Annotated in this window: 25 protein-coding genes, 2 tRNA genes and 2 pseudogenes; 19 read left to right on the plus strand and 10 right to left on the minus strand. The window is 51.4% G+C overall.

Annotation, left to right across the window (positions count from 1 at the left end):
* Positions 1-78 precede the first annotated feature (78 nt).
* Positions 79-738, minus strand: a complete 660-nt coding sequence (locus AB9F29_RS00255) for a rhomboid family intramembrane serine protease (RefSeq protein WP_369754202.1) — start codon at positions 736-738, stop codon at positions 79-81.
* A 32-nt stretch (positions 739-770) separates the two neighbouring features.
* The gene (locus AB9F29_RS00260) at positions 771-1,043 is read right to left on the minus strand and encodes a hypothetical protein (protein WP_369754203.1); all 273 of its coding nucleotides are present in this window, start codon (positions 1,041-1,043) and stop codon (positions 771-773) included.
* A gap of 131 nt (positions 1,044-1,174) precedes the next feature.
* Here AB9F29_RS00260 and AB9F29_RS00265 point away from each other — a divergent pair, with 131 nt between their 5' ends.
* The 3 genes from AB9F29_RS00265 to AB9F29_RS00275 all read left to right on the plus strand — a co-directional run bounded on the left by AB9F29_RS00265 (position 1,175) and on the right by AB9F29_RS00275 (position 2,513).
* Entirely contained in the window at positions 1,175-1,684 is a 510-nt protein-coding gene (locus tag AB9F29_RS00265) for an HD domain-containing protein (protein WP_369754204.1), read from the plus strand.
* Between the two features lie 164 nt (positions 1,685-1,848).
* The gene (locus AB9F29_RS00270) at positions 1,849-2,142 is read left to right on the plus strand and encodes a hypothetical protein (protein WP_369754205.1); all 294 of its coding nucleotides are present in this window, start codon (positions 1,849-1,851) and stop codon (positions 2,140-2,142) included.
* On the plus strand, positions 2,139-2,513 hold the full coding sequence (locus tag AB9F29_RS00275) for a hypothetical protein (RefSeq protein WP_369754206.1): 375 nt from the start codon (positions 2,139-2,141) through the stop codon (positions 2,511-2,513). Before AB9F29_RS00270 ends, AB9F29_RS00275 begins: the two co-directional genes overlap by 4 nt.
* A 1,121-nt stretch (positions 2,514-3,634) precedes the next feature.
* On the opposite strand, the gene AB9F29_RS00280 is transcribed toward AB9F29_RS00275, so the two are convergent.
* The 5 genes from AB9F29_RS00280 to AB9F29_RS00300 form a co-directional block, all read right to left on the minus strand.
* Positions 3,635-5,800, minus strand: coding sequence for a DUF5906 domain-containing protein (locus tag AB9F29_RS00280; protein ID WP_369754207.1), 2,166 nt, complete (start codon positions 5,798-5,800; stop codon positions 3,635-3,637).
* Between the two features lies 1 nt (position 5,801).
* Complete coding sequence (locus AB9F29_RS00285) at positions 5,802-6,731, minus strand: bifunctional DNA primase/polymerase (protein WP_369754208.1); 930 nt, start codon at positions 6,729-6,731, stop codon at positions 5,802-5,804.
* Entirely contained in the window at positions 6,728-7,159 is a 432-nt protein-coding gene (locus AB9F29_RS00290; protein WP_369754209.1) for a hypothetical protein, read from the minus strand. The genes AB9F29_RS00285 and AB9F29_RS00290 overlap by 4 nt, the downstream gene beginning before the upstream one ends.
* The gene (locus tag AB9F29_RS00295) at positions 7,156-7,497 is read right to left on the minus strand and encodes a helix-turn-helix domain-containing protein (protein WP_369754210.1); all 342 of its coding nucleotides are present in this window, start codon (positions 7,495-7,497) and stop codon (positions 7,156-7,158) included. The genes AB9F29_RS00290 and AB9F29_RS00295 overlap by 4 nt, the downstream gene beginning before the upstream one ends.
* A gap of 185 nt (positions 7,498-7,682) precedes the next feature.
* Positions 7,683-7,757: transfer RNA gene (locus AB9F29_RS00300), tRNA-Thr, on the minus strand.
* 346 nt (positions 7,758-8,103) lie between these two features.
* Between AB9F29_RS00300 and AB9F29_RS00305 the strand changes: the two genes are divergently transcribed.
* The 12 genes from AB9F29_RS00305 to rlmF all read left to right on the plus strand — a co-directional run bounded on the left by AB9F29_RS00305 (position 8,104) and on the right by rlmF (position 15,705).
* Complete coding sequence (locus tag AB9F29_RS00305; protein ID WP_039004519.1) at positions 8,104-8,283, plus strand: hypothetical protein; 180 nt, start codon at positions 8,104-8,106, stop codon at positions 8,281-8,283.
* A gap of 17 nt (positions 8,284-8,300) precedes the next feature.
* A complete protein-coding gene (murA, locus tag AB9F29_RS00310; RefSeq protein ID WP_369754211.1) occupies positions 8,301-9,566 on the plus strand; it encodes a UDP-N-acetylglucosamine 1-carboxyvinyltransferase in 1,266 nt (421 codons plus the stop codon).
* On the plus strand, positions 9,563-10,042 hold the full coding sequence (locus AB9F29_RS00315) for a DUF2948 family protein (RefSeq protein WP_369754212.1): 480 nt from the start codon (positions 9,563-9,565) through the stop codon (positions 10,040-10,042). Before murA ends, AB9F29_RS00315 begins: the two co-directional genes overlap by 4 nt.
* A 4-nt stretch (positions 10,043-10,046) precedes the next feature.
* A complete protein-coding gene (gene hisD, locus AB9F29_RS00320; RefSeq protein ID WP_335586329.1) occupies positions 10,047-11,348 on the plus strand; it encodes a histidinol dehydrogenase in 1,302 nt (433 codons plus the stop codon).
* An 8-nt stretch (positions 11,349-11,356) separates the two neighbouring features.
* On the plus strand, positions 11,357-11,842 hold the full coding sequence (locus AB9F29_RS00325) for a UPF0262 family protein (protein WP_335586327.1): 486 nt from the start codon (positions 11,357-11,359) through the stop codon (positions 11,840-11,842).
* Entirely contained in the window at positions 11,843-12,304 is a 462-nt protein-coding gene (locus tag AB9F29_RS00330; RefSeq protein WP_369754213.1) for a low molecular weight phosphatase family protein, read from the plus strand.
* A gap of 111 nt (positions 12,305-12,415) precedes the next feature.
* Positions 12,416-12,634, plus strand: coding sequence for a translation initiation factor IF-1 (gene infA / locus AB9F29_RS00335; protein WP_039004513.1), 219 nt, complete (start codon positions 12,416-12,418; stop codon positions 12,632-12,634).
* Positions 12,635-12,637: 3 nt separating this feature from the next.
* Complete coding sequence (locus tag AB9F29_RS00340) at positions 12,638-13,210, plus strand: Maf family protein (protein WP_335586325.1); 573 nt, start codon at positions 12,638-12,640, stop codon at positions 13,208-13,210.
* Positions 13,207-14,235, plus strand: coding sequence for a ribonuclease E/G (locus AB9F29_RS00345; protein ID WP_335586324.1), 1,029 nt, complete (start codon positions 13,207-13,209; stop codon positions 14,233-14,235). Before AB9F29_RS00340 ends, AB9F29_RS00345 begins: the two co-directional genes overlap by 4 nt.
* A complete protein-coding gene (locus AB9F29_RS00350) occupies positions 14,236-14,418 on the plus strand; it encodes a DNA gyrase inhibitor YacG (protein WP_082802157.1) in 183 nt (60 codons plus the stop codon).
* A gap of 79 nt (positions 14,419-14,497) precedes the next feature.
* A tRNA-Phe gene (locus AB9F29_RS00355) sits at positions 14,498-14,572 on the plus strand.
* Positions 14,573-14,778: 206 nt separating this feature from the next.
* Entirely contained in the window at positions 14,779-15,705 is a 927-nt protein-coding gene (gene rlmF / locus AB9F29_RS00360; RefSeq protein ID WP_369754214.1) for a 23S rRNA (adenine(1618)-N(6))-methyltransferase RlmF, read from the plus strand.
* Positions 15,706-16,194: 489 nt separating this feature from the next.
* On the opposite strand, the gene AB9F29_RS00365 is transcribed toward rlmF, so the two are convergent.
* Complete coding sequence (locus AB9F29_RS00365; protein WP_335586322.1) at positions 16,195-17,001, minus strand: MBL fold metallo-hydrolase; 807 nt, start codon at positions 16,999-17,001, stop codon at positions 16,195-16,197.
* Between the two features lie 809 nt (positions 17,002-17,810).
* On the opposite strand from AB9F29_RS00365, the pseudogene AB9F29_RS00370 reads away from it, so the two are divergent.
* Positions 17,811-18,926: pseudogene (locus AB9F29_RS00370) on the plus strand (transposase).
* Between the two features lie 321 nt (positions 18,927-19,247).
* A complete protein-coding gene (locus AB9F29_RS00375; RefSeq protein WP_369754215.1) occupies positions 19,248-19,661 on the plus strand; it encodes a VOC family protein in 414 nt (137 codons plus the stop codon).
* 497 nt (positions 19,662-20,158) lie between these two features.
* Here AB9F29_RS00375 and AB9F29_RS00380 read toward each other — a convergent pair.
* Positions 20,159-20,659, minus strand: a pseudogene (locus AB9F29_RS00380) (IS3 family transposase); the annotation flags it as partial.
* Between the two features lie 355 nt (positions 20,660-21,014).
* Here AB9F29_RS00380 and rpsU point away from each other — a divergent pair.
* A complete protein-coding gene (rpsU, locus tag AB9F29_RS00385) occupies positions 21,015-21,221 on the plus strand; it encodes a 30S ribosomal protein S21 (protein WP_082802156.1) in 207 nt (68 codons plus the stop codon).
* Between the two features lie 1,549 nt (positions 21,222-22,770).
* Positions 22,771-23,019, plus strand: coding sequence for a ParB N-terminal domain-containing protein (locus AB9F29_RS00390; RefSeq protein ID WP_369754216.1), 249 nt, complete (start codon positions 22,771-22,773; stop codon positions 23,017-23,019).
* 274 nt (positions 23,020-23,293) lie between these two features.
* Here the strand turns inward: AB9F29_RS00390 and AB9F29_RS00395 are convergent, their stop codons facing one another.
* Positions 23,294-24,184: an NAD-dependent epimerase/dehydratase family protein gene (locus AB9F29_RS00395; RefSeq protein ID WP_369754217.1), complete on the minus strand. Its 891-nt coding sequence runs from the start codon at positions 24,182-24,184 to the stop codon at positions 23,294-23,296.
* Between the last annotated feature and the right edge of the window lie 78 nt (positions 24,185-24,262).

Consider the following 24,262-nt stretch of genomic DNA (forward strand, 5'->3'; position numbering starts at 1 on the left):
CCTGCTTGGAAAAAAGTGACAGTGCGATTACAGCTTCTATGCCATTGATACATTCAAAACGTCAGGCGTTTCTCGTCGTCATTTTGTCTCACGCTGAGACGCGAACGTCCATGCGGCCATCCAACCAACGATCCAGCCGCCTAGGTGGGCTTCCCAAGCAAGTGCCCCTGAAAGTGCGAAGAAAAGCACCAAATTGACGAGGATCAAGCCAGCTATACCGCTCATGACGGGTTGTATGGATAGGCCAAGGTGCCGTCTCCGCCTGTAATCCCATGCTTGCCACAATCCCAGAAGGCCAAAAACGGCTCCTGACGCACCAATCATTGGACCGCTTGATGTGGACAATAGTCCGAACGCAGCGGCACCAGAGATTGCTGAGAGGGCTAACAAAAGAATGGTTTTTCCTGCGCCAATTACTGCCGCAACGCTTTTTCCCAAGGCGAGAAGGACCACGCTATTCATGGCTAAATGAACAAAACTGCCATGTAAAAGCGCGTGCGTCAGAAACATCAAAGCTTTCTGAACTGGGTAAAGGGGGTCGAAGCCGCCATTGAGCAACGGGGGCCAAAATGCGCCATATAAAAAGACATTTATACGCCAACCGTCAGAACCGATCCAACCTGCATCTGAGAGTGTAAGCGGCAGTTCAATCGCTGCCATGAGGCCGATTAAGACCCAAAGGAATGTAGGCGCGCCTGGGGTTGTAATTGGGGGCCGTTTATTGGTTGGATCGCGCATAGGTACCTTTTCAGAATGGAACTCTTTAAATCTTATGTCTCTTCAGATTTTTTCAACTGCTCCATTGCGTCCTCTAGCGCCTTTACACGCTCGGAAAGGGTAGGCCGCCTAGCAGCAAAATCAGCAGGGTCGTCAGACGCATTGGATACCGAAGCTTCCGCCCAATACCCTGTTTCCTTCAAGTAGTTTTCGACAGCCCCCGCAATTACTCCGTTGCGGGTCTCGCCTTGATTTTCGGACAGATAGCGCTCCAAGGCTTCCATCCGTCGCGCGCCGAGCCGAATTGAAATTGGCTTATCTTCCATGAGGGTACTCCAATGTTAGTAGTTCAGGTTTAGTGTAACACGTATTTCATGCAAGGTAACACAGAACTATTGTAATACGTGTGCGTATTACGTAAGGTGTGTCTGAAATAAGCAACCAACGGAGATACAGCATGACGCCAGAAGATCTTGCAACCGCCCGCCATGCAGGGCAATTTCGCAAAGGGACGAACCCAACGCCCTACGTCACTCATTGTGCAGAGGTCGCAGCGACCGTCGCGCGGCATGGCGGTGAGGCCGAGGCCGTCTCTGCAGCGTGGTTGCATGACACAGTAGAAGACACCGAAACGACGCTTGTTGAGATCGATCGGTTGTTTGGCAATGCTGTCGCCGCCTTGGTTGGCGAAGTCACGGATGACCCATCCCTGTCCAAAGAAGAGCAGCGTAGAGCACAAATTGCGACCGCACCTCACAAGTCTGCTGGGGCGGCGTTGATCAAGGCAGCAGATCAGATGAGCAATTTGCACAGTTTGGTTAGCTCACCTCCGGAATGGTCGCAGGAAAAGCGGTTGGCCTATATCACCAAAGCCCGCGCGGTTGTTGCTGGCTTGTCGATCCCCGCCGCATTGCGCGCAGAGTTTGACGTGGCTGCACTAGACGCAGAGACATTCGTGCCTCGTTAGACAAAATCGTGGCAGCGCAGGGCGTTCTTGCGCGGCCTTCAGAGACCAGACTACTCACTTGCGTGAAGAGCGCGGCAGTAATTGCCGCCACCAACCCGGTTCTTGCTGGGTGGTCCCCACCAACTTCGGCGGCACGCGGCACAGGATGCAAGCAAGGAGCTACCATGCCTTTTACCGTTTTTGTCGATGACAATTTTCACCACGGCGATCCCGAGGAGCGGTTGACGGATCGCACCTATGAGACCCGTGATGAGGCCATCGCGCGCTGTAAGCAACTCATTGAGAATGAATTGCTGAGTTATTTAGAACAGGGATTTTCTGTCGAAAAACTTTACGCGACTTGGATGATGTTTGGAGAAGCCCCCTATATTCCCGAAGTTGACTATTCGGCTAAGAAGTCCGTCGAAACGTTCATTGCAGGTCTGTCGCACTTTGATCACCAGAAAGGATCAGCATGAATATTTACATTGACCCCCGCGAGCCTGAGGGTTGCAGATGGTTCGACCACTGCTTTGGTGAGCACATTATAGAGCGTCATGCCACGCACCTCGTCGTCCCATCCGATATCAGTGACCAACTCTACGCCCAAATGGAAGCCGAGATATGCGACATGAGTTGCTCTTTAAGTCTAGAGCCTTTTCTGACGGAGGAGGAATATCAGGCAAAGGTTGGCGCGATGCCTCCCGCGGAACGTAAGGAGCATGACGACCTTATGGCCCTCTGGGATGAGTTAGAGGCCCATGTTGCTCGCGTCGCTGACATGTCTCCTTCGGAACTTGCGGCACTCCATGCGAAGAATGCCCTAGCAGATATTGTCGCTGGATACTGATCACTAACTTTGTCCATCCTGCCTAGACGACGGAAGCATTCTGCGACGGTTACGCATTCCCCAAGTCTCCAACCTTGGCCGCCGAGGCTGTAATACTAGCGTTGTGTCTGAAATTGCCGCGATAATGCCGGTAAAAAAGCCGAATAATGCCGACTGTTGAAACAGCCTCTTCCTGACTTGCACTATGTAGAGATTTCTTTTCCATTTCACCAACTAGACGGGGTGGCTCCATAGTATTTAGATGCAACGGCCTTCAGGATCGGGACATGCCATACCATGCGTGCGCAAGGGCTTCTTGGGGAGCAATAAAGCGCATTTACTTGACGTTCCATGGGGATTGGTTTTCTGCAGATCACGCAGCAGCGGCCATTTATCATCATTCTTGTTCGGATCGCAGCCGCCCATTGTTCTCGATGTTTGTGGTTGTGGGCACCCGAGGCGAAGGGATGGGAGATAAAGATTTCGCCGTCAACCTCAATTAGGCCTTCAGGATCGGGACGTGCAACGGGATAACTATCCTCCAGTTTTGGATCGAGGCCCAAACTATCACTGTCGACGCAGCTTTATAACTAAAATCCTTCCACATATACCTCGATTAGCAATTGAAATGTTGGGGGGCGATGTGAGCGGCGTGAGCTGTATGACATTTCCTCGTCTTATTGCTTATCCCTTGCGCCAATCCCAAGCATCTATGTAAAATTACTGATTGTTTGCAATGAGATATGCAACTCTAAAGTTGTGTTGGATTGAGGGTGATCATGTCCATTTGAGGCCTCGCCCAAAACACTCTGCACGGGACACACGGTGTAATTTCCTATTGCAGCTTTCCCTATAGCGTTTTATTTTTCTCCCTCGTTTTTTCCTGCCCTAAAAGAGATATTTTTCAAATAAATGTTTGTTTGTTAATAAATCTTTTTGAGAATTACCCCGTGTACCTTGTGATATAGATGTATCCCTTTGGAATGATTTGTCTTTCCCTGCACGAGGTTGCCTCTTGTTGCCACGTGACTGCCTTGTGTATTGGGCTGTTTGCCCCGTGAATTGGATCATCCAACAGTCGACGAAGGTCAACGATGGGGCATGATTGGGCCGTCCAGCACCCAACACCAGACCCTTTATAGTCATGTTTTCTCCTCTGGTTTTGGCTTGCCGTACGTAGACTTTGCCTCTTCGCTGTCTGATTTCAGCTGCTGCACGGTGTCATTTTTCCCGCCATGCACGGAGTTATCGGTCCTAATGACTTCGTTAAATGCCACGACAGTGCTGTCTTCTTTTCCATCCGCTTCCTCTTCCTGTCTGATCAGCTCGATGAGGTGCATCATGCCTTTCTCTCGAACATCCGCGTCCTCCTTCTTGACGGCCTCCCATACTGAGTATGCATCCTCATACGTCGGCTTTTTACCCTCTTTGAAGCGCACGCCCTTTAGGGTGTACAGCCTCGTATCCCCGCGCCCCGTATCACCACCAACGACGCCATCGATTGCGAGGGAATTGATCCCAACAAACAGACCCTTCTTGGTCATGAAGCCCATGTGTCGCGCCTGCGCCCAGAGGAAGAAGGAAACGAACAAGCGGTCCTTCGGTTCGTGATGGGTTGGGTCGATTTCAAGGTTTTCCTCAAACCATGCGGAAACAGGGCTTTGACGAACACGCGCTTGTTCCGCCATCTTTTGGCCTCGGCTCGTTTCCGTAAACTTTCCTTGAGCGAGGAGGCGGCGGAGACCAGCCACACCCCAGATCAAAACGCTATCCAGGTCGGCAGTGATTTTGGCTTCCAGATCGACGTCCTCCTTCCCAAAAAAGGACACATCGCCAAGGTTCACGTAGATAAAGCGCGAGGCCAGCACGCCGTCTGGGTCATGAAGGGAGGGCACAGAGTTTGCTATGGCCCACCATTTCGCGAGCAGGCGCCCATGCCAAGGTGTCCTGTGTTTACGTTGGATAGTCAGAGGGTCTTCGCCAATGGCCGTAAGCATCGTCTCCGCGACTGGCCCGAAATAGGTATTCTTGTCCGTTCTGATGTCAGGTAGAGCGATAATGGCTGCGGTTTCTGCGCCCTGCATTGGGAAAGTATTCGAGAATTGTTGCATTGGAATTGTGTGGACGCCGCCAGTACCAAGCAGCTTGCCCAGCGTCCGGAGGATCGTGCCTTTTCCCGACCGCCTTTTCCCAATCAGCATGAGCCCCTTCTGCATCTTGGTCATGGACGTTAGACTGTAGCCGAAATACTCCTGCAATGGCAGCATTTGCTCGCCTTCCGTTGTGATGGATGCAACAAATTTCCCAAATGGCTTTTCCGAAATATCTTTGTCCCCATGCCACTCGGCGTCGACAGACGTCAGGTTGAAGCAGCGCGGCGTATGGCTGTAGAGCTTGTCCGTCACAACACACAAGATGCCATTTTTGACGTGCATTGCAAGACCAACAAAGGGCGGTTGCCCCTCCCACATGACACCATCTATCGACGAAATATCCCAGACGACCTCGCACCTCACGGCTTCGGCTACCTCAGAAACGAATGAAATGTTGGGGAGCACGGGCTGTGCGACACCCTCTTTATTGAGGAAGTGTTTACCTGCCGACCATCTGCGGACCGCATCGTTGACTTCATCCGACTTCGCTTCAAGCTGTTCCCACTTTGGACCTTTCCAGACGTACCAACACCCCGTCCAATACTTCAGGGTTCTCACTTTGCCGAGAGTGTAAACCTCTTCAACAAACCGCAAAGCCGTGGCCGTGAAATCCTTCGGATCGATGATGGAGACCTCTTCGCCATCTCGGCGCGCTGCTTCCGCCGCTGCACGTGCGACTTTCCCTTCCAAATCAGCCCTGTCCAAGACGAGGTTCTCCTTGGCTGCGTCTTTCATCAGGGTGGCAATAGCCCCCTTTCGAAGGCCCTCCGACAGCACGCTTATGTCAACGCACCTTTCATCCACGATGTCCCAACTCATTGGAGGGACGCGCTGCTGAACCTCAGTCTCAATTTTGGTGCGCGACCATCCCTTTCCGAGGAGAGGCTGAAGCTTCGTGATTTCGTTCACGCGATCTGCAGGCTCGATAAGGGCTATGCGTTTGAAGTTTTCTTCACGCTCCTTCCTGCTCAAGTCGTGCGTCTGGGTGTAGCGCGCGAGGTCGGCTCTGAGGGCGGTTAAGGTCAGGCCGACGGGTCGCCCAAGCTCGTTGATGAGGTCGGACAAAAAGACTTCCCTTTCCACCGCCGTCCCCAGTTGTGCGGCCTCATCCAGAGCACCATTAATGCGGTCTTCTTGTTCTTGCGTGAGTGCCATTTTATGTTAACCCCTGCTTGATCGCTGCGACCATGGCGGTCTCGACGTCTGGTTCTATTTCTGTGTCGGTGAACTCCTTTTGCGGGACTGCCTCAGCGAGAGAATTTACGGCGGCAGACGCACATCTTTGCACCGCTCGCACACCTGCAGCTCCCAGATGTCGTGCCTGCCCATGTTCGAACTCTTCCATCAAAAGGTAGGCTATTTCGTCGGCAGTAAACTCCGCTCGGGCGAGCAAGTGTGCCATACTGTAATCCATGCAGGAGCGAGACCTTCCAGCTTCCTTGAGCTTGGCTTTGACGCCGCGCCAACGGTGGGCGATGCGTGCGCCTACGAGCAGCTTGATCTTAAGCCGCTTCATGACGGCTTCCTTCTGCGCTTGTGACAAAACGCTGTACGGCCCAAGGACGGAGCCCGCTCCGCTGCCGCCTGAATAGCCGTCAATAATGCTCTGGCTGGCACTGTCAGGTAGGTAGGCTAGGGGCAGGGGCTTGATCAATTCGTAGCCCTCGCCAAATGCGATCCAGCCACCTTTGCCTCGACCGTCTAGGCCACTGACAATGTTGGCGCGGGTTGGCAGGTTTCCGCCGTCAAACTTGGGGTGGATACGATACAGGGCGTGCGTTCCTCCTGACACCGTTTTGTGAACGCGGGTCCCTCCTGTCACGCCATGCTTTTTCAGCCAGACATCTGGCTCGGCACCAACTTTGTAGCTGTCCAGATCGAGACCAAAAAAACCATTACCCATGAGAATGCCGAAGCCGTTTGCTTTGGCCCAACATGGGCCGTCCAAGTAGGAGCATCTCAGGTTTTGCCAACCCGTGAGGAGCGGGAGCTTATCCCACTTCTGTCTGCGCTCGTCCCAAGTGATTTTGATGGGAAATGTGATAACGGCTTTTAGGCGCTCGGCTTCTCGCTTCCAGCCGGTCATGTGCTTTCCTCCCCGATAAGAAGGTTTTCCAGACCCAAATCCGTCGTTAGGCGGCGGCTCAATTCCCCGTAGCCAATCACGATCAGGCACTCGTCGCAGTAGGCGAGCAGGATCGTCTGGATGGCATCTCGGAAGTTCGGGAGCTTCACTGTTGAGACTACGCAAAGGGCGGCGGGGCGGAGGTCGCCGATCCTGAAGTCGCCTCCGCAGCCAGCACATTGGTGTGGCTCTCCTGCCAAGGCAGAAATTGCCATAGCTGCGACAAACTCCATCGCCGTTGGATGCTCCTCTGCCATGGCTTGTATAATTGGGTAGGCCGTGCCGACGGTGGCGTTCCTGACGTTCTTGCCACGCTTCGCCGTTTTCTTGCGCACACGAACCAGTTTTTCTTGCGACATCCCCGGATGTACTGATTGCTTAGTGCTCACGACCGAACTCCTTTTGTTCGGGGGTGCTTCCCCTGTTCATCAATAAACCGACGCACAGCTGAACCTCGATACTTCACTGATCCGTTGGGAAGTTTAAGGAACGCAGGGCCTTGTCCTCGCGCCCGCCAGCCCTCTAACGTCCGAACCGGTACATTCAAATACTTACTAGTAGCTATTGAATTGTAGAGCTGATCGGCCATCAATGGATCAGGCAGGCGACGCACTCTGCTTTCTATATCAACGGCGGCGTCGGCCCAGACCTTTGCAATCCGGCGCGCCCGCTCTTCGGGTGAATATAGTTCGAGTGGATCAGGGAAGGTAAAAGTTGTCGTCGACATTTGGCACCTCGTTTGCTTTTGACATTGAGGCCAAGCATCGAGACGCAAACCGAACGAACATATAGGTGTGGAAAATCGGCTCGGGTTGTGGAGTTGTTTTAAGAATGGTGCGTGATATGTGCGTGATGAAATGCAAAAACGCACCTGTTAGGGTGCGTGATATGCAGGTAAGTCATTGAATTTTATGGTGCTGCTGGGGAGAATTGAACTCCCGACCTCGTCATTACCAATGACGCGCTCTACCACTGAGCTACAGCAGCCTATAAAACTTAGGGCGTTAGAACATATGCCCTACTAATACCCTACTAATATTTTCTCCGTCCTACTAACTCATTGTTCAAACACATCAATTTAGAATGGACCTACCCATTACCAATGACGCGCTCTACCACTGAGCTACAACAGCCCGTTTGCACGAGGCTTGGCGGCTGATTAGACGCAATTCGGACGCGAGGCAAGGGTCTTTTCGCCCAATTACGGGTGACCATATCCGGTGTGCGGAAAATCCGGCTGTTTTTTACCATGTAGGCTCAAATCTCGCGGAATAGATTTGGATGGGGTCTCGGTTACTGGACGGCCTCCCTTTGCTAGGGTAGACAGTCAAATATGAGCCAAGAACCAGTAAATAAAAGTGTAAAGGCCGCAGCAACCCAAGGGGGGGCAAAGCCGGCACAAAAAACAGGAAAAACCCGTGACGACCGGCTAAAGTCGGCGTTGAAGGCAAATATGGCCAAACGTAAATCCCAAGCACGCGCGCGCAGCGTCGTGAATGATCAAGATAAATAGGCAGAGTAGGGCAGAGAATGGATTCAATTGTTGTTAAGGGAAATGGCCCGCTCAAAGGGCAAATTCCGATTGCTGGGGCGAAAAACGCCTGCCTGACACTGATGCCTGCGACGTTATTGTCAGAAGAGCCGCTGACGCTAACCAATGCGCCGCGCTTGTCTGACATCCAAACGATGACAGCTCTTTTGGAGTCGTTGGGGGCGGAAGTTTCGAGCCTTCAGGACGGAAAAGTCTTGGCGCTGTCTTCACATAATATCGACAACCATGTGGCCGATTACGAAATCGTGCGTAAAATGCGGGCATCGAACTTGGTGCTTGGTCCGATGTTGGCCCGTTTGGGGCATGCGATTGTTTCGCTTCCTGGAGGATGCGCAATTGGCGCCCGCCCGATGGACCTCCATATTGCGGCGCTTGAGGCAATGGGGGCGGAGATCGAACTCAAAGAGGGCTATTTGCACGCGATAGCACGCGGCGGATTAAAAGGCGCGGTGCATGAGTTGCGGTTTGCATCCGTTGGGGCCACGGAAAACACCGTGATGGCCGCGACTTTGGCCAAGGGAACGACCGTGCTCAAGAACGCGGCGCGCGAGCCCGAGATCGTCGATTTGGTGCATTGTCTGCGCAAAATGGGCGCACAAATCGAAGGTGAAGGCACCTCGACGATTACCATTCAGGGCGTTGACCGATTGAACGGCGCGACCCATCCCGTTGTGACTGATCGCATTGAATTGGGCAGCTATATGCTCGCCCCTGCGATCGCTGGCGGCGAAGTTGAATTGCTTGGTGGGCGGATCAATTTGCTAGCCGCTTTCTGTGAGAAACTGGATGCCGCTGGCGTAAGTGTCACTGAGACCGAAAAAGGCCTGATGGTTGCACGCAAAGGCGACTTAATTCATTCGGTGGATGTGGTTACCGAAGTTTATCCTGGGTTCCCGACAGACCTCCAAGCCCAAATGATGGCGCTTATGTGTACGGCTGATGGCACCAGCGTTTTGGAAGAGAAAATCTTTGAAAACAGGTTTATGCACGCGCCGGAGCTTATCCGTATGGGGGCGAATATTGACGTTCAGGGCGGTGTTGCAACCGTTAAAGGCGTGAAGCGTCTCAAGGGTGCGCGCGTTATGGCGACCGATTTGAGGGCCTCTGTGTCGCTCATTTTGGCTGGCCTTGCCGCTGAGGGTGAAACCGTCGTTTCGCGGGTATACCATGTGGATCGCGGTTATGAACATGTGGTCGCCAAATTTGCCGGAATCGGCGCACAAATTGAACGGGTGAAAGAATGACACAAGACGCCAGCTTTGAAGACGGAGCAGAGAAGCCAATCCAATTGGTGGCCGTTGATGCGACCGATCTAGGGGTCATCTCGGGCTTTGTGCAGGACGCTGTTTTCCTTGGCTCGGAAATGACATGGCTTCCCGCGCAACGCCGTTTTGCGATTTTGTGCAATCGGTTCCGTTGGGAAGATGTTGCGCAAGCCAAGGCACGCAACCGCCCTGTCGAGCGCGTGCGGTCAATCCTTGCCTTTGAGGACGTAACCAAGGTCTTGAGCCAAGGTATCGATCCGCAGCAAAAAGACACGGTTCTGTCTGTCCTGACGGTGCATTTTGAGCCGACTGAGGATGGCGCGGGACGCCTTGTTTTGACCCTTGCGGGGGACGGGGCCATTGGGCTTGATGTGGAATGTATTAATGTCTCATTGCAGGATGTGACGCGACCTTATATTGCTCCATCAAAACACATTCCTCACCATCCGGAGTAAATAGATGCCTCTTTTCCTGAACGCCCAAGACGCCAATTTCGAGGCGGATTTCGCAGCGTTCCTTGGGACAAAGCGCGAAGACAGCCCTGATGTAGATGCGGTCGTGGCTGAAATTATTGCCGACGTGCGGGCGCGGGGCGACGAGGCTGTCATTGAGTTGACGCGCAAGTTTGATCGGTTTGAGGTTACGGCAGAAACGATCGCCTTTTCGAAAAGCGAAATCGATGCGGAGTGTGCGAAAGTAAGCGTCGAGGACGCCGCAGCACTTGAGATGGCGGCGGAGCGTATTCGGGCCTATCACCTGCGCCAAATGCCCGAAGATGCCAGCTTTACAGATGATGTTGGTGCTACACTTGGTTGGCGTTGGAGTGCGGTCTCTGCGGCGGGACTTTATGTTCCCGGAGGGCTTGCCAGCTACCCAAGTTCGGTGCTGATGAACGCTGTTCCGGCTAAGGTTGCAGGGGTTGAGCGCTTGGCGATTTGCGTGCCGACACCTGATGGCGTTTGTAACCCACTTGTGCTTTTTGCGGCGCGGCTTGCGGGCGTTGATACGGTTTATCGGATTGGCGGGGCGCAAGCGATTGCAGCCCTTGCATATGGGACGGCGAGTATCGCCCCCGTTGATAAAATTACCGGACCGGGCAACGCGTTTGTGGCGGCGGCGAAGCGGCGTGTTTTTGGCAAAGTCGGTATTGATATGATCGCGGGACCCAGTGAAATTCTGGTGATCGCGGATAAGCACAACAATCCAGATTGGATTGCCGTGGATTTATTGAGCCAAGCCGAGCATGACGAAAGTGCCCAAAGCATCCTCATCACCGATGATGCTGATTTTGGCCTTCAAGTTGTTCAAGCCGTTGAAAAGCGCTTAGAAACGCTTGAGCGGGCGAAGATCGCGGGGCCAAGTTGGCGCGATTTCGGAGCGGTCATTACGGTCGCGACCCTCGATGATGCCGTAACGCTGTCTGATCGAATTGCCCCCGAGCACCTCGAAATTTGCGTTCAGGATGCCGATGCAATGGCCGCAAAAATCAAACACGCAGGTGCGATCTTCATTGGCGCATTTACGCCCGAAGCCATTGGCGATTATATCGGCGGCCCAAATCACGTATTGCCGACCGCACGTTCAGCGCGTTTTTCTTCTGGCCTCTCAGTCATGGATTTTCTCAAGCGCACCACCCTCTCAAAAATGACGCCAGAGGCCCTGCGCGCAATCGGCCCGTCAGCAGAGCGATTGGCCAAATCCGAGAGCCTTGAGGCCCACGGCCTGTCTATCCGCTTGCGGCTCGACAGCTTAAACGAGTAGCATTTTATATGACCACCGATCGAATTGCAGAAATTGATATTGATGATGGTGGGCTTGCACCTCCGACTCCGCAAATTGAACAAGAACGCCGCGTGGCGATTTTTGATCTGTTGGAGGAGAACAGTTTCGCCCTTCCTCCGCGCGATGATCGAGTACCCCCCGTTGGCCCATATCACCTGAAGCTTGCCATTCGTGAGCGGCGTTTGGTGTTTGAAATTTCCGACCTTAAAGAGGGGCTTGCGGCAGAATTTCATCTGGCGCTGGGCCCGTTCCGTCAGGTTGTGCGCGATTATTTCCAAATTTGTGAAAGCTACTTCGCAGCGGTTAAAAACCTGCCACCCGGACAAATCGAAGCGATTGATATGGCGCGGCGCGGAATTCACGACGAAGGCGCACGCGTCCTTCAGGAACGTCTTGAGGGCAAAGCCACGTTGGATCACGCAACATCCCGTCGGCTTTTTACCCTTATTTGCGTTCTGCATTTCGGAGGGTAGATGGCGAAGTCGCGTCCGACGTCAGTTCTGTTTTGTTGCGATCATAACGCTGTGCGTTCGCCAATGGCGGAGGGCATTATGAAGGCGCTCTACGGAACATCCATTTATATCCAGTCGGCGGGTGTTAAAAACGATCTGGAGATTGATGGGTTCGCAATTGCGGTTTGCAAGGAAATCGGGGTCGAACTTTCACGGCACCGAAGTCGTTCGTTTGACGAAATGCAAGAGTGGGGCGACGATCTTTCGAGCTATGATTTGGTCGTCGCATTGTCACCCGCAAGCCAACGTCGGGTACTGGATTTGACCCGCATATATCATATCGAGATTGAATATTGGCCGATTCTAGACCCGACTGGCCTTGGCGAAGGGCGCGAGGAACGCCTGCTAAGTTATCGCCAAACACGGGATCAAATCCGCGATCAGTTGCTAGAACGTTTCGGAATACCCGAAAATTCTCTCTAAATCGGAAATTACCCCGCAATTTGGTGAAGTAGTTCTTGAAAGTCCGCGCAAGGACGCGCATTTAGTACACGCTCGCGGAGATACCGCGGCAAGCAACCAATTGGAGAAAACATGGCCAAAGAAGAAGAGCTCGAATTCCCGGGCGTCGTTAGAGAGCTTTTGCCAAATGCGACGTTTCGAGTCGAGCTGGAAAACGGCCATGAGATCATCGCACATATGGCAGGCAAAATGCGCAAGAACCGCATTCGTGTCCTTGCTGGAGACAAAGTTCAAGTCGCGATGACACCGTACGACCTTACCAAAGGTCGCATTAACTATCGCTTTAAGTAAGCTATGCTGCTCGTTTTAGGCTCCGCAAGCCCACGTCGCGCTGAACTTTTGGCGCAGATTGGCGTGGAGCCTTTTGCCGTGCGCCCTGCCGATATTGACGAGACGCCAAAAAGCGGCGAATACCCTCGCCCCTATTGCCAACGTCTTGCCCGTGAAAAAGCGCTAGCCGTTGAAGCCGCTGACGATGAGATCGTTCTGGCGGCGGATACGATTGTGGCGATTGGTCGCCGCATTCTTGGAAAGCCCGCGCATGCGGATGAAGCCCGCGAATTCTTGCGGCGTCTATCTGGCCGGCGGCACCGTGTGGTCACGGCGGTCGCTCTGCGCCAAGGCGATAAAATTACGGAAAAAGAAACCGTTACCATTCTGCGGATGAAGCTCCTCACTGACAAAGATATCGAAGCCTATATTGCGACGAATGAATGGCAGGGCAAGGCGGGGGGCTATGGCATCCAAGGCTATGCCGCACGATTTATTCCTTGGATTAATGGTTCATATACGGGCGTCGTTGGCCTTCCGTTGACGGAAACGGCACAATTGCTTGAAAGCGCGGGTTACCCGCTGGAGGTCTCATGAAGGGTCGCACTGTAGTCTTGGATACCTATAAAGGACGTGCTGCCGCAGCACTCCTTGATAATGGGAAACTCTCCGATTTTTTGATCGACCCCGCCGATAAGAATGTTCCCATTCCTGGGGCTATTTACCGTGCATTTTGTGACCGGCCTATGAAGGGGCAGGGCGGAATGATGGTACGTCTTCCTGGCGTGACTGGATTTTTGCGTGAGGGACGGGGACTTGCTCCCGGTCAACCCATTCTGGTGCAAGTGACCGGCTTTGCGGAAGAGGGAAAGGCCGTGCCTGTTACGGCAAAAATCCTGTTCAAAAGTCGCTACGCAATTGTCACCCCCAATGCGCCAGGTTTCAACATCAGTCGCGGTATTCGGGATGACGATAAACGCGACGAATTGTTGGGAATTGCTCATTCTGTAATGGGGGAAAGCAAATTTGGCCTCATTTTACGTTCGATTTGTGAAACATCAGATCCAGAAGAAATTGCTGAGGATGTCGCCCATATGCTGGGTGAGGCCGAGGGCGTTTTGGGGGCCGAAGGGAATGCTCCCGAGTTGCTGCTTGATGGCCCTAACGCTCACCTTCTTGCGTGGCGAGATTGGCCAACACCGGACACAATGTCGGACGAAGCAGGGGCCTTTGTGACCTTCGAAGTCGATGAGTTGATTGATCAGGCCTTGTCGTCTTTTGTGCCACTCTCAGGCGGGGCGAGTATGTATGTTGAACCAACGCGTGCACTCGTTGCGGTCGATGTGAACACAGGCGGCGATACCTCTCCTGCGGCTGGCCTCAAAGCCAATATTGCTGCGGTACGAGACCTGCCGCGACAATTACGCGTGCGAGGCCTTGGCGGGCAGATCACACTGGATCTGGCGCCCATGCCCAAGAAAGACCGTCAAACCCTCGAAAGCATTATTCGTATTGCCTTCAAAAGTGACTCTATAGACACCTCTATGGCTGGGTGGACGCCGCTTGGCCATTTTGAATTGCAGCGCAAACGCGAGCGTCTGCCCTTAAAGGATGGTCTCTAAATGTCGTGCCCGATCTGTAATGGTAAAAGCGATCCTAAGTACCGCCCCTTTTGCTGCAAAAAATGCGCGGATATTGATTTAGGGCGTTGGTTTAACGGCACATATACCACTCCAGCCGAGGAAATTGAGGACCTTGCGGATGCTCAGTCGGAGTTGGAAAAGCCTAATTCGCACCTGCATTAGTTTTTTCGCACTTTGCCCCTAGACACCATGCCTCACCGCGTCTAGAACACCGCAACCCGAACGTTTATTCGTTCCCCGTGCCCGGGTAGCTCAGGGGTAGAGCAGTGGATTGAAAATCCTCGTGTCGGTGGTTCGATTCCGCCCCTGGGCACCATTCGGAAAAATACACATATAAATTTTCGCGAATGCCGCACATCAGTCCTTGCTGCACAGTGCCGCGAAGGCCCTTTTGATCGCGACACGAATGGCCCTAAGGCCAAGCATACATTAACTTTCAACTTGGACCACCCAAGTGAGGCTGCTCAGGATCAACACACAGTTTGGCTAGTTACTTCCACCACCCTTAATGAAGGCTCCCCCATGGCCACCAAAACTAAGCTGCACCCCCGTAATCAACACAGAGAAGGTTACGATTTTGTGCGTTTAGTGGCGCATTCACCTGAACTTGAGGCATTCACGATCCGCAACCCTGTCGGTCAGGCGACTATTGATTTTCAAGACGTGTCGGCGGTCCGTATGCTTAATCGGGCGTTGCTAAAGACTTATTACAATATCAATTTTTGGGATATCCCAGCCAATTACCTATGCCCTCCGATTCCCGGTCGTGTCGACTACATCCACTATCTGGCGGACTTGCTTGCTGACAGCAACAATCAAGAAATTCCTCGTGGGCGGAATGTCAAAGCGTTGGACATAGGCACTGGTGCTAGCTTGGTGTACCCCCTTACTGGCCAGAGTGAATACGGCTGGCACTTCACTGGCGTCGATATAGACCCGGCTGCTATCAAATCGGCACAGCAGATTTGCCAATTCAACAAGCTGAAAATCACCCTCAGAGGACAAAATAAACCTGAGAATATCTTTAGAGGAGTCATAGAACCCCACGATGCTTTTCACATTACCATGTGCAACCCGCCTTTCCATTCATCCATCGAACAAGCTAATAAAGGCACCCAACGTAAATGGCGTAACCTTGGCAAGGGGCATTCAAATAAACTCAACTTTGGCGGTCAAAACGCTGAACTGTGGTGTCCGGGTGGCGAGATAAAATTTATCGCCCGCATGGTTGAACAGAGCATGGAGTTCGCCGAGCAGTGCCTGTGGTTTAGCTCATTGGTGTCGAAAAAAGATAACCTCCAGCCACTCTACAAAATTTTAGGAAAAGCTAAGGTTGCTGATTTCAAAGTAGTCGAAATGGCACAGGGGAAAAAAACAAGTCGTTTTATTGCTTGGACTTACATTAAAAAAAGTCAGCGATCTTTGTATGTGAATGAAGCTCGTAAATAGAACGGATGGCACCCCACCAGACCGGACATTGCATCGCCTCGCGGCCGGTAATCAACCAAGGCGCGTGTCTTTTTTCCCTAGAGGGGGATGATCACTGAGATCGTAACGTTCGAGATTTAACATGCGAAGAATCAACAGCGCGTCGTCGCGCTCTTTGAGGGCAACGCCAAAATTTGGCGAGCGCACCCAAATGCGTATTGGCTTATCACTTCGGCTCGGCAGCGAACGAATTCGATAAGTATAGGCGTTAGAATTTGATCAGCGGTTGACGGGTGATAGCAAGCCGATTGAGCCAGCGGTCAGCCAAGTCGAATTTTCCATGGCATGCCGCGCTAAGATGTCTCCCAGTCGTTTAATGTTAAAGTCATCGCAACTTTCAAAGACCTCCCCGCCTTGAAAACGGTTCTTCACCAATTGGGATGCATGGAATGAAAAGAAACGCCCAGACGTTTCTGTCTGAGCGCTTCGTCTTAATTGATTATCTACGACTTAAGCGTTTCCAGCACCCGTTCCGTACCAATCCCCTTGGTCTACTTTTATTGCACTATCTAGAAGTTTGGCGAATTCTTTTGGATCTTGTGTGCCGCCGTCACTTCCACGGTAATGATAAGGAATGACAACAGATGGTTTGAACTCTGCTACAGCGCTTGCAGCAGCATTAATATCCATTGTGAATGGTAAATTCATACACAACAGCGCTACGTCGATATTTTGAAGCGCCCTCATTTCGGGGATGTCTTCAGTATCTGAGGAAAGGTACACGCGCGTGCCGCCGATATTCAAAACGTACCCGTTGTCGCGCCCCTTGGGATGGTATTTCATACGGTCTTCTGTGGTATTGTAAGCCGCAATTGCTTCAATCCCGATATCACCAAAGGCTGTTGTCTCTGCATTCCCAATCACCTCAGCGCGTGCAGCCAACTCTTCAGTCATTTGCTCTTGAGCGCCTTTGTTTGAAATGAGGGTAGTGTTTTCCCCCATGACGCCTGCGAGCGTATCGTTGTTTAGATGATCGCCGTGCTGATGAGTTACCATAACGAGATCCGCGGCGGGCATACCTTCATACAGGGCTAAATCTCCAACTGGATCAGCATAAATCACACCCATAGGTGTCTCAATAATGAGGGAAGCATGTGCGATTGGAATAATTTTAACGGCTCCATTCCCGAAAATCATACCATGGCCATTAGCAAAAGCGAGTTGTGGTAGAACGGAAATTGACCCGGCGGCGGCCGCGGCGGAGCCAATGAAATTTCTTCTCGAAAGCATGTGTTTCTCCCTGTTGTTAAATTTCACCCAAATGGCGTTTAATAACTAAATATACGTAGCTCGCCTCACATTGGATCAACTCTATTTCCGTTTCACAAAATACATTTTACATTTATTGCTGCCGAGCAAGGTCTGTCACGCATATTTGACCAACGTCTTGACACTTCACGGAGAGGCGCGATTGCCGTTTCCACCTTTTCACACCGAACCTGTTTTGTGCCTTTGTATCTCGATGCTTGAGAGCGGTATCCATGGGAGCCTCGCTTAAGAAACTTCCATTTTGAAGGTTTGCCAATTGGGCGCGGTTCAACCCGTTGTTTTGGGAAAATGAGCGGTTGTTGAGAAGTTGGCCCCTAAGATTTTTACGCTTTTCTTATTTTTGTCCGAAGATCTTCTCCTTTTTATACTTCCATCTAGCGGATCAGAAAATGGGAATCTAATCATGATTAGATTGTTAGGGCATTCTGGGCTGGTGGTCTGCCTGCCAATTCTTTCGAATACCACTGCGATGGCTTGTGGTCGGCCGACGCTCGCGGGGACGAATAAGGCGATTCCGTCTTCCAGAATAATCAGCCAAACGTTTCTCAACAATGCGATACTCATCGAACTGAAACACGAGCGCTAAATTTAAAATGGGTTCAGAAAGCATTAGCGCATGAATCGCTACCAACTGACCGGGATTCAGATTTACGTAAAGGATCGTGCGACATGCAATTTTGCTGACAACAAGGGACGGCAAATACTACCCCACAATGCCTGACGTCAGCGCCATTGGGTCCAAATAGGGTGATTTGATAAGAGATTTTTGGCTCATTGTAAGCACTGAGGAGTGGGGCATGAGACAAACAAATGGAACACGGGAAAGTCCTTGTGAGAAAATCGTCAAGGATATCAAGCGGGCCACCCGCAAACAGTATTCCTCTGAGGAGAAGATCAAGATCGTTTTGGACGGGCTACGCGGTGAAGACAATGAGACCTTGTCCGCCATTGGTCCGAAGACAGTGGTCGAATGCCGTACTGTGCCGTCCATTGTCCGGCAGTTGATACGCAATATCAACGAGAGGGGCTGACGAGGTGCGGCAGAAAGTTGTCAAGCTCGCTTGAAGGAGACAGAACTGTCCCCGCGAGAACTGGCCGTGACTTTCATAGACAATGAAAGTTACTTTGTATCCGAGGCTTCAGTCTACCGTGTCCTAAAAGCGCACGACCAAATCACCAGTCCGGCCTTAATCTCGCGCCATTGATTGCAAATCGATCGTGCCTATCAAAGCCGCCAAAGAGTTCAAAGACAAAACCACTGCGATCAACCAGCTTTGGCAAAGGGACTTCACTTACCTCAAGGTTCTGGGCTAGAGGTGGTTCTATCTCAGCGCCATTTTGGGCGATTACAGCCGCTACATTATCTCGTGGAAGCTCTGTACAAACAGGCGGACAGAAGACGTGACCGATACGTTGGATTTGGCCTTGGAAGCCTCTGGCTGTGACCACGTCCACGTTGTGCACAAACCACGACTACTTAGCCTCTCTGATTGATACTGCGTATCAACTGCCGAACAATGGATAACGGCTCCAGCTAGGTCTCTGGAGAGTTGGCCGAGCGGCTGCAGGACAAAGGCATGAAGCACTCACGCGGAGCGCCGTATCACCCTCAGACTCAAGGCAAGATCCCTCTCATCACTGCAAGCGGCGACTGCCGGGCAGTGGAGCGTTGGCACCAAACCCTGAAGAACCGGGTATTGCTGGAGCACTATTTCCTGCCAGGCGATCTCGAAGCCCAAATCGAAGCCTTCGTCAATCATAACAACCATCAGCGCTATCACGAGAGCCTAAAAAACGTCACGCCCGCCGACGCCAACTTCGGGCGCGACAAAGCCATTCTACGACAACGAGAAAGGATCAAATGCAAGACACCGGAAACGCGCCGCTTGCATCACAGACAAGGCGCCGCATAATACAACCAACCAGATGAGCCAACCCCTCGCTCAAATTAAGTAGCTCTTGGCCCCATAAACACTGACGACGCACAAATTAGGTCTCGAAAAACTGTCACATTAAGCGCGTGTAGGCAGCCTGACAATATTGGCACTGAAATGGCCAAGAGTAGCGTATTAAAACGTTGCGACATTAGAGGACAACCCTTTGTTTGGAGGCACAGCGGATGTCAGATTCTGCTATCCCTGAGCAGTCCGTCGTCAGGGTTTTTGGCACCAATGGCGCGACTGGGTGCTTTTGTTAGGAAGATGTAGTAGACATATCAAAAAAGGAAAACGACGATGCTCACTCCCTTCCATCTGGCGTACAATGTGACGGACCTTGATAAAGCGCGCGCTTTTTATGGCGATGTGCTTGGCTGCATTGAAGGGCGCTCGACGGAGACGTGGGTAGACTATTCATTCTTCGGCCACCAAATATCGCTGCATTTGGGAGCGCCATTTGAAACGCGTTCGACGGGGAAAGTTGGCGAACATATGGTTCCCATGCCGCATTTGGGGGTTGTCCTTTTGATTGAGGATTGGAAGGTGCTTGCGGAACGCTTGAAAGAGAAACGTGTCGATTTTTTGATCGCGCCTAGCCTGCGTTTTGAGGGTGAACCCGGCGAGCAAGCAACGATGTTTTTTCGGGATCCGTCTGGAAACCCTATTGAGGTGAAAGGCTTTGCAGATTTGAGTAAGGTGTTTGCGTCCTGATCAAAGGAGCCTATTCAGCCAAGTTCTTTCGGATTTGGTTGGCTGTCCCTTAAAGCCGTTTCTGTCAAAATAAGACAGTTGACACACCGCGCATAGATTTTACTTCCGTCTTTTCAGGCTGGCTTTATCAAGCGTGCCCATATCTCTTTACTTTCGAACGGTACTAACCCCGACGTGGATGGCGGTCTTCATGTTTGGGAATTAGATGCCCCCAATCACTTTCATTTGGGCGGAAGCGTGCGTTGTCGAAAATTCGTCGGACCATCTCATAGTCGATCATATGACGCGGTTTTGATCTAGAACGACCATTGCCACTGGTTTTCTAGCTGTTCGCTGCTGCGAGTGCCTAAGTCCTTTCCGCGGGGTTAATCGTTCCTTCTTAAAACTTTCAATTCAGCCTCAAAGACTTTCCTGCCCGCTTGGCCCATCTCCCTTGAATTTACACCGCATGAAATATTCAGGAGGAGCTGGTCTTGTGACGGTTCATTTCCTGTCTCTCAGCTCGTTTTTGCGGCCCTTCGTTCAGATGCCAAGGGGCTTTTGCCTCCCCGCGATGAATGTCGGCGGCGTGGATTACAAAATCCATTGATGTACTGGAATATTGCGCCTTCAGCCTGCCGCCGCGTCTCCCATTGGTTTCTCCAAATTAATTCTGCCGTGATGGATTTGAAAAATGTTTCCATCATGGAATTGTCCATTGCCCGGCAGAGCTATACGCAGCGTGATCCCGAGAGGAGGAGCAATTCCCTTTGCCGCTCATGGATACTTTGAAGCCGCGTTTTATCAGGCATTTCTGGTAATCATGCGATCAGAATTGCGAGCCAAGATCCGTATGGTAAACGGGGTAGCCGCCGTAATGCCACGGTCATAGCCCACGCGCGTATTGCCAGATTTCGCTTCATGCGATTGCTACCCGCTGCCTTCTCCTCGCGAAGCAGAAAAACTTCCTTCCGAAGGCATTGTTCTCTTTCTCGATATCTTGATGAGGCCCAGACATAAGGTCAACCTACTTGTGTGCTTCTGAACCCACTTGTTCAGTGTCGACAAACCCACGCCTAAATCTGATGCAACCTGTAGCCGCGCCAGGCCGCTAGTGGTTGCGATGCGGACCGCATCACGCGTGTATTTGGTTGCCATTGACAACGCATCCTCTTGCCCACGGGACTAGTTATTTATGGAAAAGCCACTAAAGTTCGTTGCGGGCCGAAGCTATGTGAAAACTTTTGTCACTGTTTGTGGCGATTCAGTTAGGTTCAGCAATGTACCCTGTAGACATTTGGCTCGTTGCTTGCTAAAGGACCATGTCCTGCAATTTTTTGCAAATTTTAAACTTAGGAAGGTGGTGAAAACCACATGCAGGTATCTGTTCGTGATAACAACGTCGATCAAGCTCTTCGTGCGCTGAAAAAGAAACTTCAGCGTGAGGGTGTTTTTCGTGAAATGAAGCTCAAGCAACATTTCGAGAAACCCTCTGAGAAGAAAGCTCGTGAGAAAGCCGAAGGCATTAGTCGTTCGCGTAAATTGGCTCGCAAGAGTCGGGAACGTGAGAACGGCCTTTAGGCACTCCTTTCTAATCGATTTCATGAAATTGGCGGGGTAACCCGTTTCTTAAAACCCCCGCGCCTCGTCGACGGGGGTTTTGTTTTTTCTAAATCAGTAGCTTAGCGGAAATACGCAGCCCGGATTTTAATCGCTTGGCCATATTCCCATCCCTTCTCAAGGCAACGGAATATTCAATTATGGGGTGTTTCGACACGGTAGAAGAAGATGTCCAAAGGGCAGGACACCATTATCACCGCATGGCGTATCTGTGATCAATTCTTGAAAGTGGCTTGTTCTGGTAATGGTGAATATTAGTTGTCACCTTTGTCTGATCTCGAAGGTGTAATTCCAGCCAAAGCACCAAGTGCCGCGGCATCGCGGACGTTGATGCCTTCATTCTGAAAGACTACCGTGATGGCGGCTGTGTTGCTTTGAAATGCACCTTGCGGAGCTGCTAGATTCTGGCATTGGGCCAAGTCATTTCTATAGTTAGGCCCAACTGGCTCTAATTACAGGTTAATAATAAGAGCCAGAGTTCGCACAGGCTGCAATCAATGCAAGAAGTGGAACGGCTTTTGAAAAACTGAAGGTGGTCATTGAAAGACCTTTTGGAACTGAAGTACTGTTGTATTATGCGATCGGGAAAAATTAAAATTCGAGGACTGAGCTGTATTAAGTAGGAAAATTTCCTTTTTGTACCGACAGCCCAAGTTTGATTGAGTAGGAACGTAAAAGTCAAATTAGTTCCAGAGCGCGTGATTTGTTGGGGCAATTTCAGTATTATCAGGTTTTTGAAGCTAACCCTTGAGGTGCGGAAAGTAGAACCATGCTTCCGATCTCGGTTCTCATTAATTTGGGTGTGGAAAGGTCTTGGTCGTTGGCTGATGCCTCTTCGAGAACGAGTCGAACTATGCTGTTAATTGACGTTCGGAGGTGAGTTCTAACTGTATTCCTCAATTTGGTATCGGGGACCGCAGAAAGATGTGAAAAACTATGAACCGAAGCGCGTTGTCACCTGCCTCGACCAATGACCATTCACAAGGTATTTGACGTTTGATTTGAATGCTCGCGTCTTTGCTCGCACGGTCAAAAGGCCGGCGAAACAACTTTGACGACTTGCAAAAAAATATTGGAATTACCCGGACCTGCATCGCCGTGTTTAGGGTCCCCCTGTTTGTATTCCATTTTTTTCCGCAGGCCTGCGGGGGATGCACGTTTCGAAAGGTTTTCAACCTTACCTTGGGGCCTCTTTGAGTTTCGCATCCTGACTCGTTGGTCATTTTCTACACCGAGAAGTAACGTGTGGATCGATGTCACTCGATTGGAAATGTAAATACGATCATTCGCTGGAAATCCAATGAATCGCCCTCTAAAACCTGGGGGCCTAGACAGTTGATTATAGATGTCGGACAGGGGAAACCGAATTGGTCTTCAAAGACGTCTTGAGAGGATTATTCAGGCGTTTCAGCGCCTCCTTCGATTATTCTCTATTTCCTATTCAGCCAATCTTACGGCCAATCCTCTCATTGGGCTGGCTAATTTGGGAAAACCGATGCAGTGTCGGGATATGTTGACTAAAGAGAGCTTTTTAATTTCGGATATCCGCGTTCCAGCCAAGCGCAAAAAGACACTTGATCTCGGCAAATTGCAGGCGATTGCGGAGGATATGCTTGAAAATGGTCAGACGACCCCAATCAGACTGCGGACTGGAAAAACAGGTTTCGTTTTGATCGAGGGGTATCATCGCCTAGAGGCGCTGAGGGCACTAGGTGAGGATAAGGTCGAAGGCTATCTGGTACGCGCGCAGTTGCACTAGAAACAGCAAGTCCGCAACCTGCTGTATGCGTTCATTTGTTAGGCGGCCACTGCGAGGAAATGCCTGCAATAAGGCAGTATGACCAACGATGCGTCCGTCCTCATTGCATCGAAGTAAACATAAAAATGCACCAATCATTAAATGATTAATCGCGGACAGTAGATCGCTGCTTAGGTAGCTTGTCAGTCCTTCGTTTGGCATGGGGTGGCGCAGGCCGTATGTCGGCTTTCTGCGCCACCCCATGCTCCGTAATCCGGCCGTTATCTTGCTCAGGTCATTCCGCGTTCACGTATTGGCGCCAATTGTGCTGCTCTTTAAATCCTAGCACTTCTCGGATCTTTAAGTTCGAGAACAATGCTTCGTTTTCCGCCAGTTCTCTGTTGAGTTGCACGCCTGGAAAGAAGCGCTCGAGAATTTCGGAGTTTGGAATATTAACCGAATTGGTGTCATTTCCCGCATTGAAAATCTGATAGCCGAGGCCGTCTTTCTTGAGGCATAGGTCCACAATTTGACCAAGGTCCCGCGCGTCAATATAGCAAAAAATATTACGGCGACGAACGCCGGGGTCCGCGAAAAACGCAGGAAAATTCTCGTATTCGTCGGGTTCAATGACATTGCCGATCCGAAGTCCGTATATGTCTATGCCGGAACGTCTTTGAAAGGCGCGGCCTGTTTTTTCATTGACGACTTTGCTCAAACCGTAGCTGTCCATCGGGTCGACATCATAGTCTTCATCGACGGGTAAATAATGTGGATTGACAGTACCATCTGAGAAGCAAACCCCATAGGTCGTTTCTGAAGAGGCAAATATAACCTTGGGAATTCCCAGCTTTACCGCGGCTTCGATCACGTTGTACGTGCCCACGGTGTTGATTCGAAACGTCTCGTGATCTGGCTTGATCAGAATGCGGGGGACGGCGGCGAAATGCACGACGGCATCGAACTTTGGCACGCCTGTTCCCGCTTCCATTTCGTCAAAATTTGCATAGCTTGTCATCACGTTGAACATGGAGCCCGAGTCGGTGATGTCGGCAATGAGGTTGTCGATACCCACTTCGTTTAGGGGCGTAAGGTCGACGTTGACCACCCGATGCCCTTGATCGCGCAAATATCTGCACACATGCCGACCAGCCTTACCTGACCCCCCTGTAAATAGAATACGCATTTTCTGTTCCCCACTTCATTGGTCAAAATTTGGCCTGCGCCTAGGGTCGGTTCCCAGAGCGTCTCTTTCGGGAAGTTG

It is taken from the genome of Falsihalocynthiibacter sp. S25ZX9, from assembly GCF_041205405.1.
GTDB classification, from domain to species: Bacteria; Pseudomonadota; Alphaproteobacteria; order Rhodobacterales; family Rhodobacteraceae; genus Falsihalocynthiibacter; species Falsihalocynthiibacter arcticus.

What these genes read in the sequence shown, in the direction of transcription:
- AB9F29_RS00330 (WP_369754213.1), top strand. Translation starts at nt 11,843, where the DNA reads ATGGCGAAGTCGCGTCCGACGTCAGTTCTGTTTTGTTGCGATCATAAC.
- AB9F29_RS00265 (WP_369754204.1), top strand. Translation starts at nt 1,175, where the DNA reads ATGACGCCAGAAGATCTTGCAACCGCCCGCCATGCAGGGCAATTTCGC.
- AB9F29_RS00375 (WP_369754215.1), top strand. Translation starts at nt 19,248, where the DNA reads ATGCTCACTCCCTTCCATCTGGCGTACAATGTGACGGACCTTGATAAA.
- hisD (WP_335586329.1), top strand. Translation starts at nt 10,047, where the DNA reads ATGCCTCTTTTCCTGAACGCCCAAGACGCCAATTTCGAGGCGGATTTC.
- AB9F29_RS00390 (WP_369754216.1), top strand. Translation starts at nt 22,771, where the DNA reads ATGTTGACTAAAGAGAGCTTTTTAATTTCGGATATCCGCGTTCCAGCC.
- murA (WP_369754211.1), top strand. Translation starts at nt 8,301, where the DNA reads ATGGATTCAATTGTTGTTAAGGGAAATGGCCCGCTCAAAGGGCAAATT.
- AB9F29_RS00345 (WP_335586324.1), top strand. Translation starts at nt 13,207, where the DNA reads ATGAAGGGTCGCACTGTAGTCTTGGATACCTATAAAGGACGTGCTGCC.
- rpsU (WP_082802156.1), top strand. Translation starts at nt 21,015, where the DNA reads ATGCAGGTATCTGTTCGTGATAACAACGTCGATCAAGCTCTTCGTGCG.
- AB9F29_RS00305 (WP_039004519.1), top strand. Translation starts at nt 8,104, where the DNA reads ATGAGCCAAGAACCAGTAAATAAAAGTGTAAAGGCCGCAGCAACCCAA.
- AB9F29_RS00275 (WP_369754206.1), top strand. Translation starts at nt 2,139, where the DNA reads ATGAATATTTACATTGACCCCCGCGAGCCTGAGGGTTGCAGATGGTTC.
- AB9F29_RS00350 (WP_082802157.1), top strand. Translation starts at nt 14,236, where the DNA reads ATGTCGTGCCCGATCTGTAATGGTAAAAGCGATCCTAAGTACCGCCCC.
- AB9F29_RS00260 (WP_369754203.1), bottom strand. Translation starts at nt 1,043, where the DNA reads ATGGAAGATAAGCCAATTTCAATTCGGCTCGGCGCGCGACGGATGGAA.
- AB9F29_RS00340 (WP_335586325.1), top strand. Translation starts at nt 12,638, where the DNA reads ATGCTGCTCGTTTTAGGCTCCGCAAGCCCACGTCGCGCTGAACTTTTG.
- AB9F29_RS00270 (WP_369754205.1), top strand. Translation starts at nt 1,849, where the DNA reads ATGCCTTTTACCGTTTTTGTCGATGACAATTTTCACCACGGCGATCCC.
- AB9F29_RS00285 (WP_369754208.1), bottom strand. Translation starts at nt 6,731, where the DNA reads ATGACCGGCTGGAAGCGAGAAGCCGAGCGCCTAAAAGCCGTTATCACA.
- AB9F29_RS00395 (WP_369754217.1), bottom strand. Translation starts at nt 24,184, where the DNA reads ATGCGTATTCTATTTACAGGGGGGTCAGGTAAGGCTGGTCGGCATGTG.
- AB9F29_RS00315 (WP_369754212.1), top strand. Translation starts at nt 9,563, where the DNA reads ATGACACAAGACGCCAGCTTTGAAGACGGAGCAGAGAAGCCAATCCAA.
- rlmF (WP_369754214.1), top strand. Translation starts at nt 14,779, where the DNA reads ATGGCCACCAAAACTAAGCTGCACCCCCGTAATCAACACAGAGAAGGT.
- AB9F29_RS00255 (WP_369754202.1), bottom strand. Translation starts at nt 738, where the DNA reads ATGCGCGATCCAACCAATAAACGGCCCCCAATTACAACCCCAGGCGCG.
- infA (WP_039004513.1), top strand. Translation starts at nt 12,416, where the DNA reads ATGGCCAAAGAAGAAGAGCTCGAATTCCCGGGCGTCGTTAGAGAGCTT.
- AB9F29_RS00295 (WP_369754210.1), bottom strand. Translation starts at nt 7,497, where the DNA reads ATGTCGACGACAACTTTTACCTTCCCTGATCCACTCGAACTATATTCA.
- AB9F29_RS00325 (WP_335586327.1), top strand. Translation starts at nt 11,357, where the DNA reads ATGACCACCGATCGAATTGCAGAAATTGATATTGATGATGGTGGGCTT.
- AB9F29_RS00280 (WP_369754207.1), bottom strand. Translation starts at nt 5,800, where the DNA reads ATGGCACTCACGCAAGAACAAGAAGACCGCATTAATGGTGCTCTGGAT.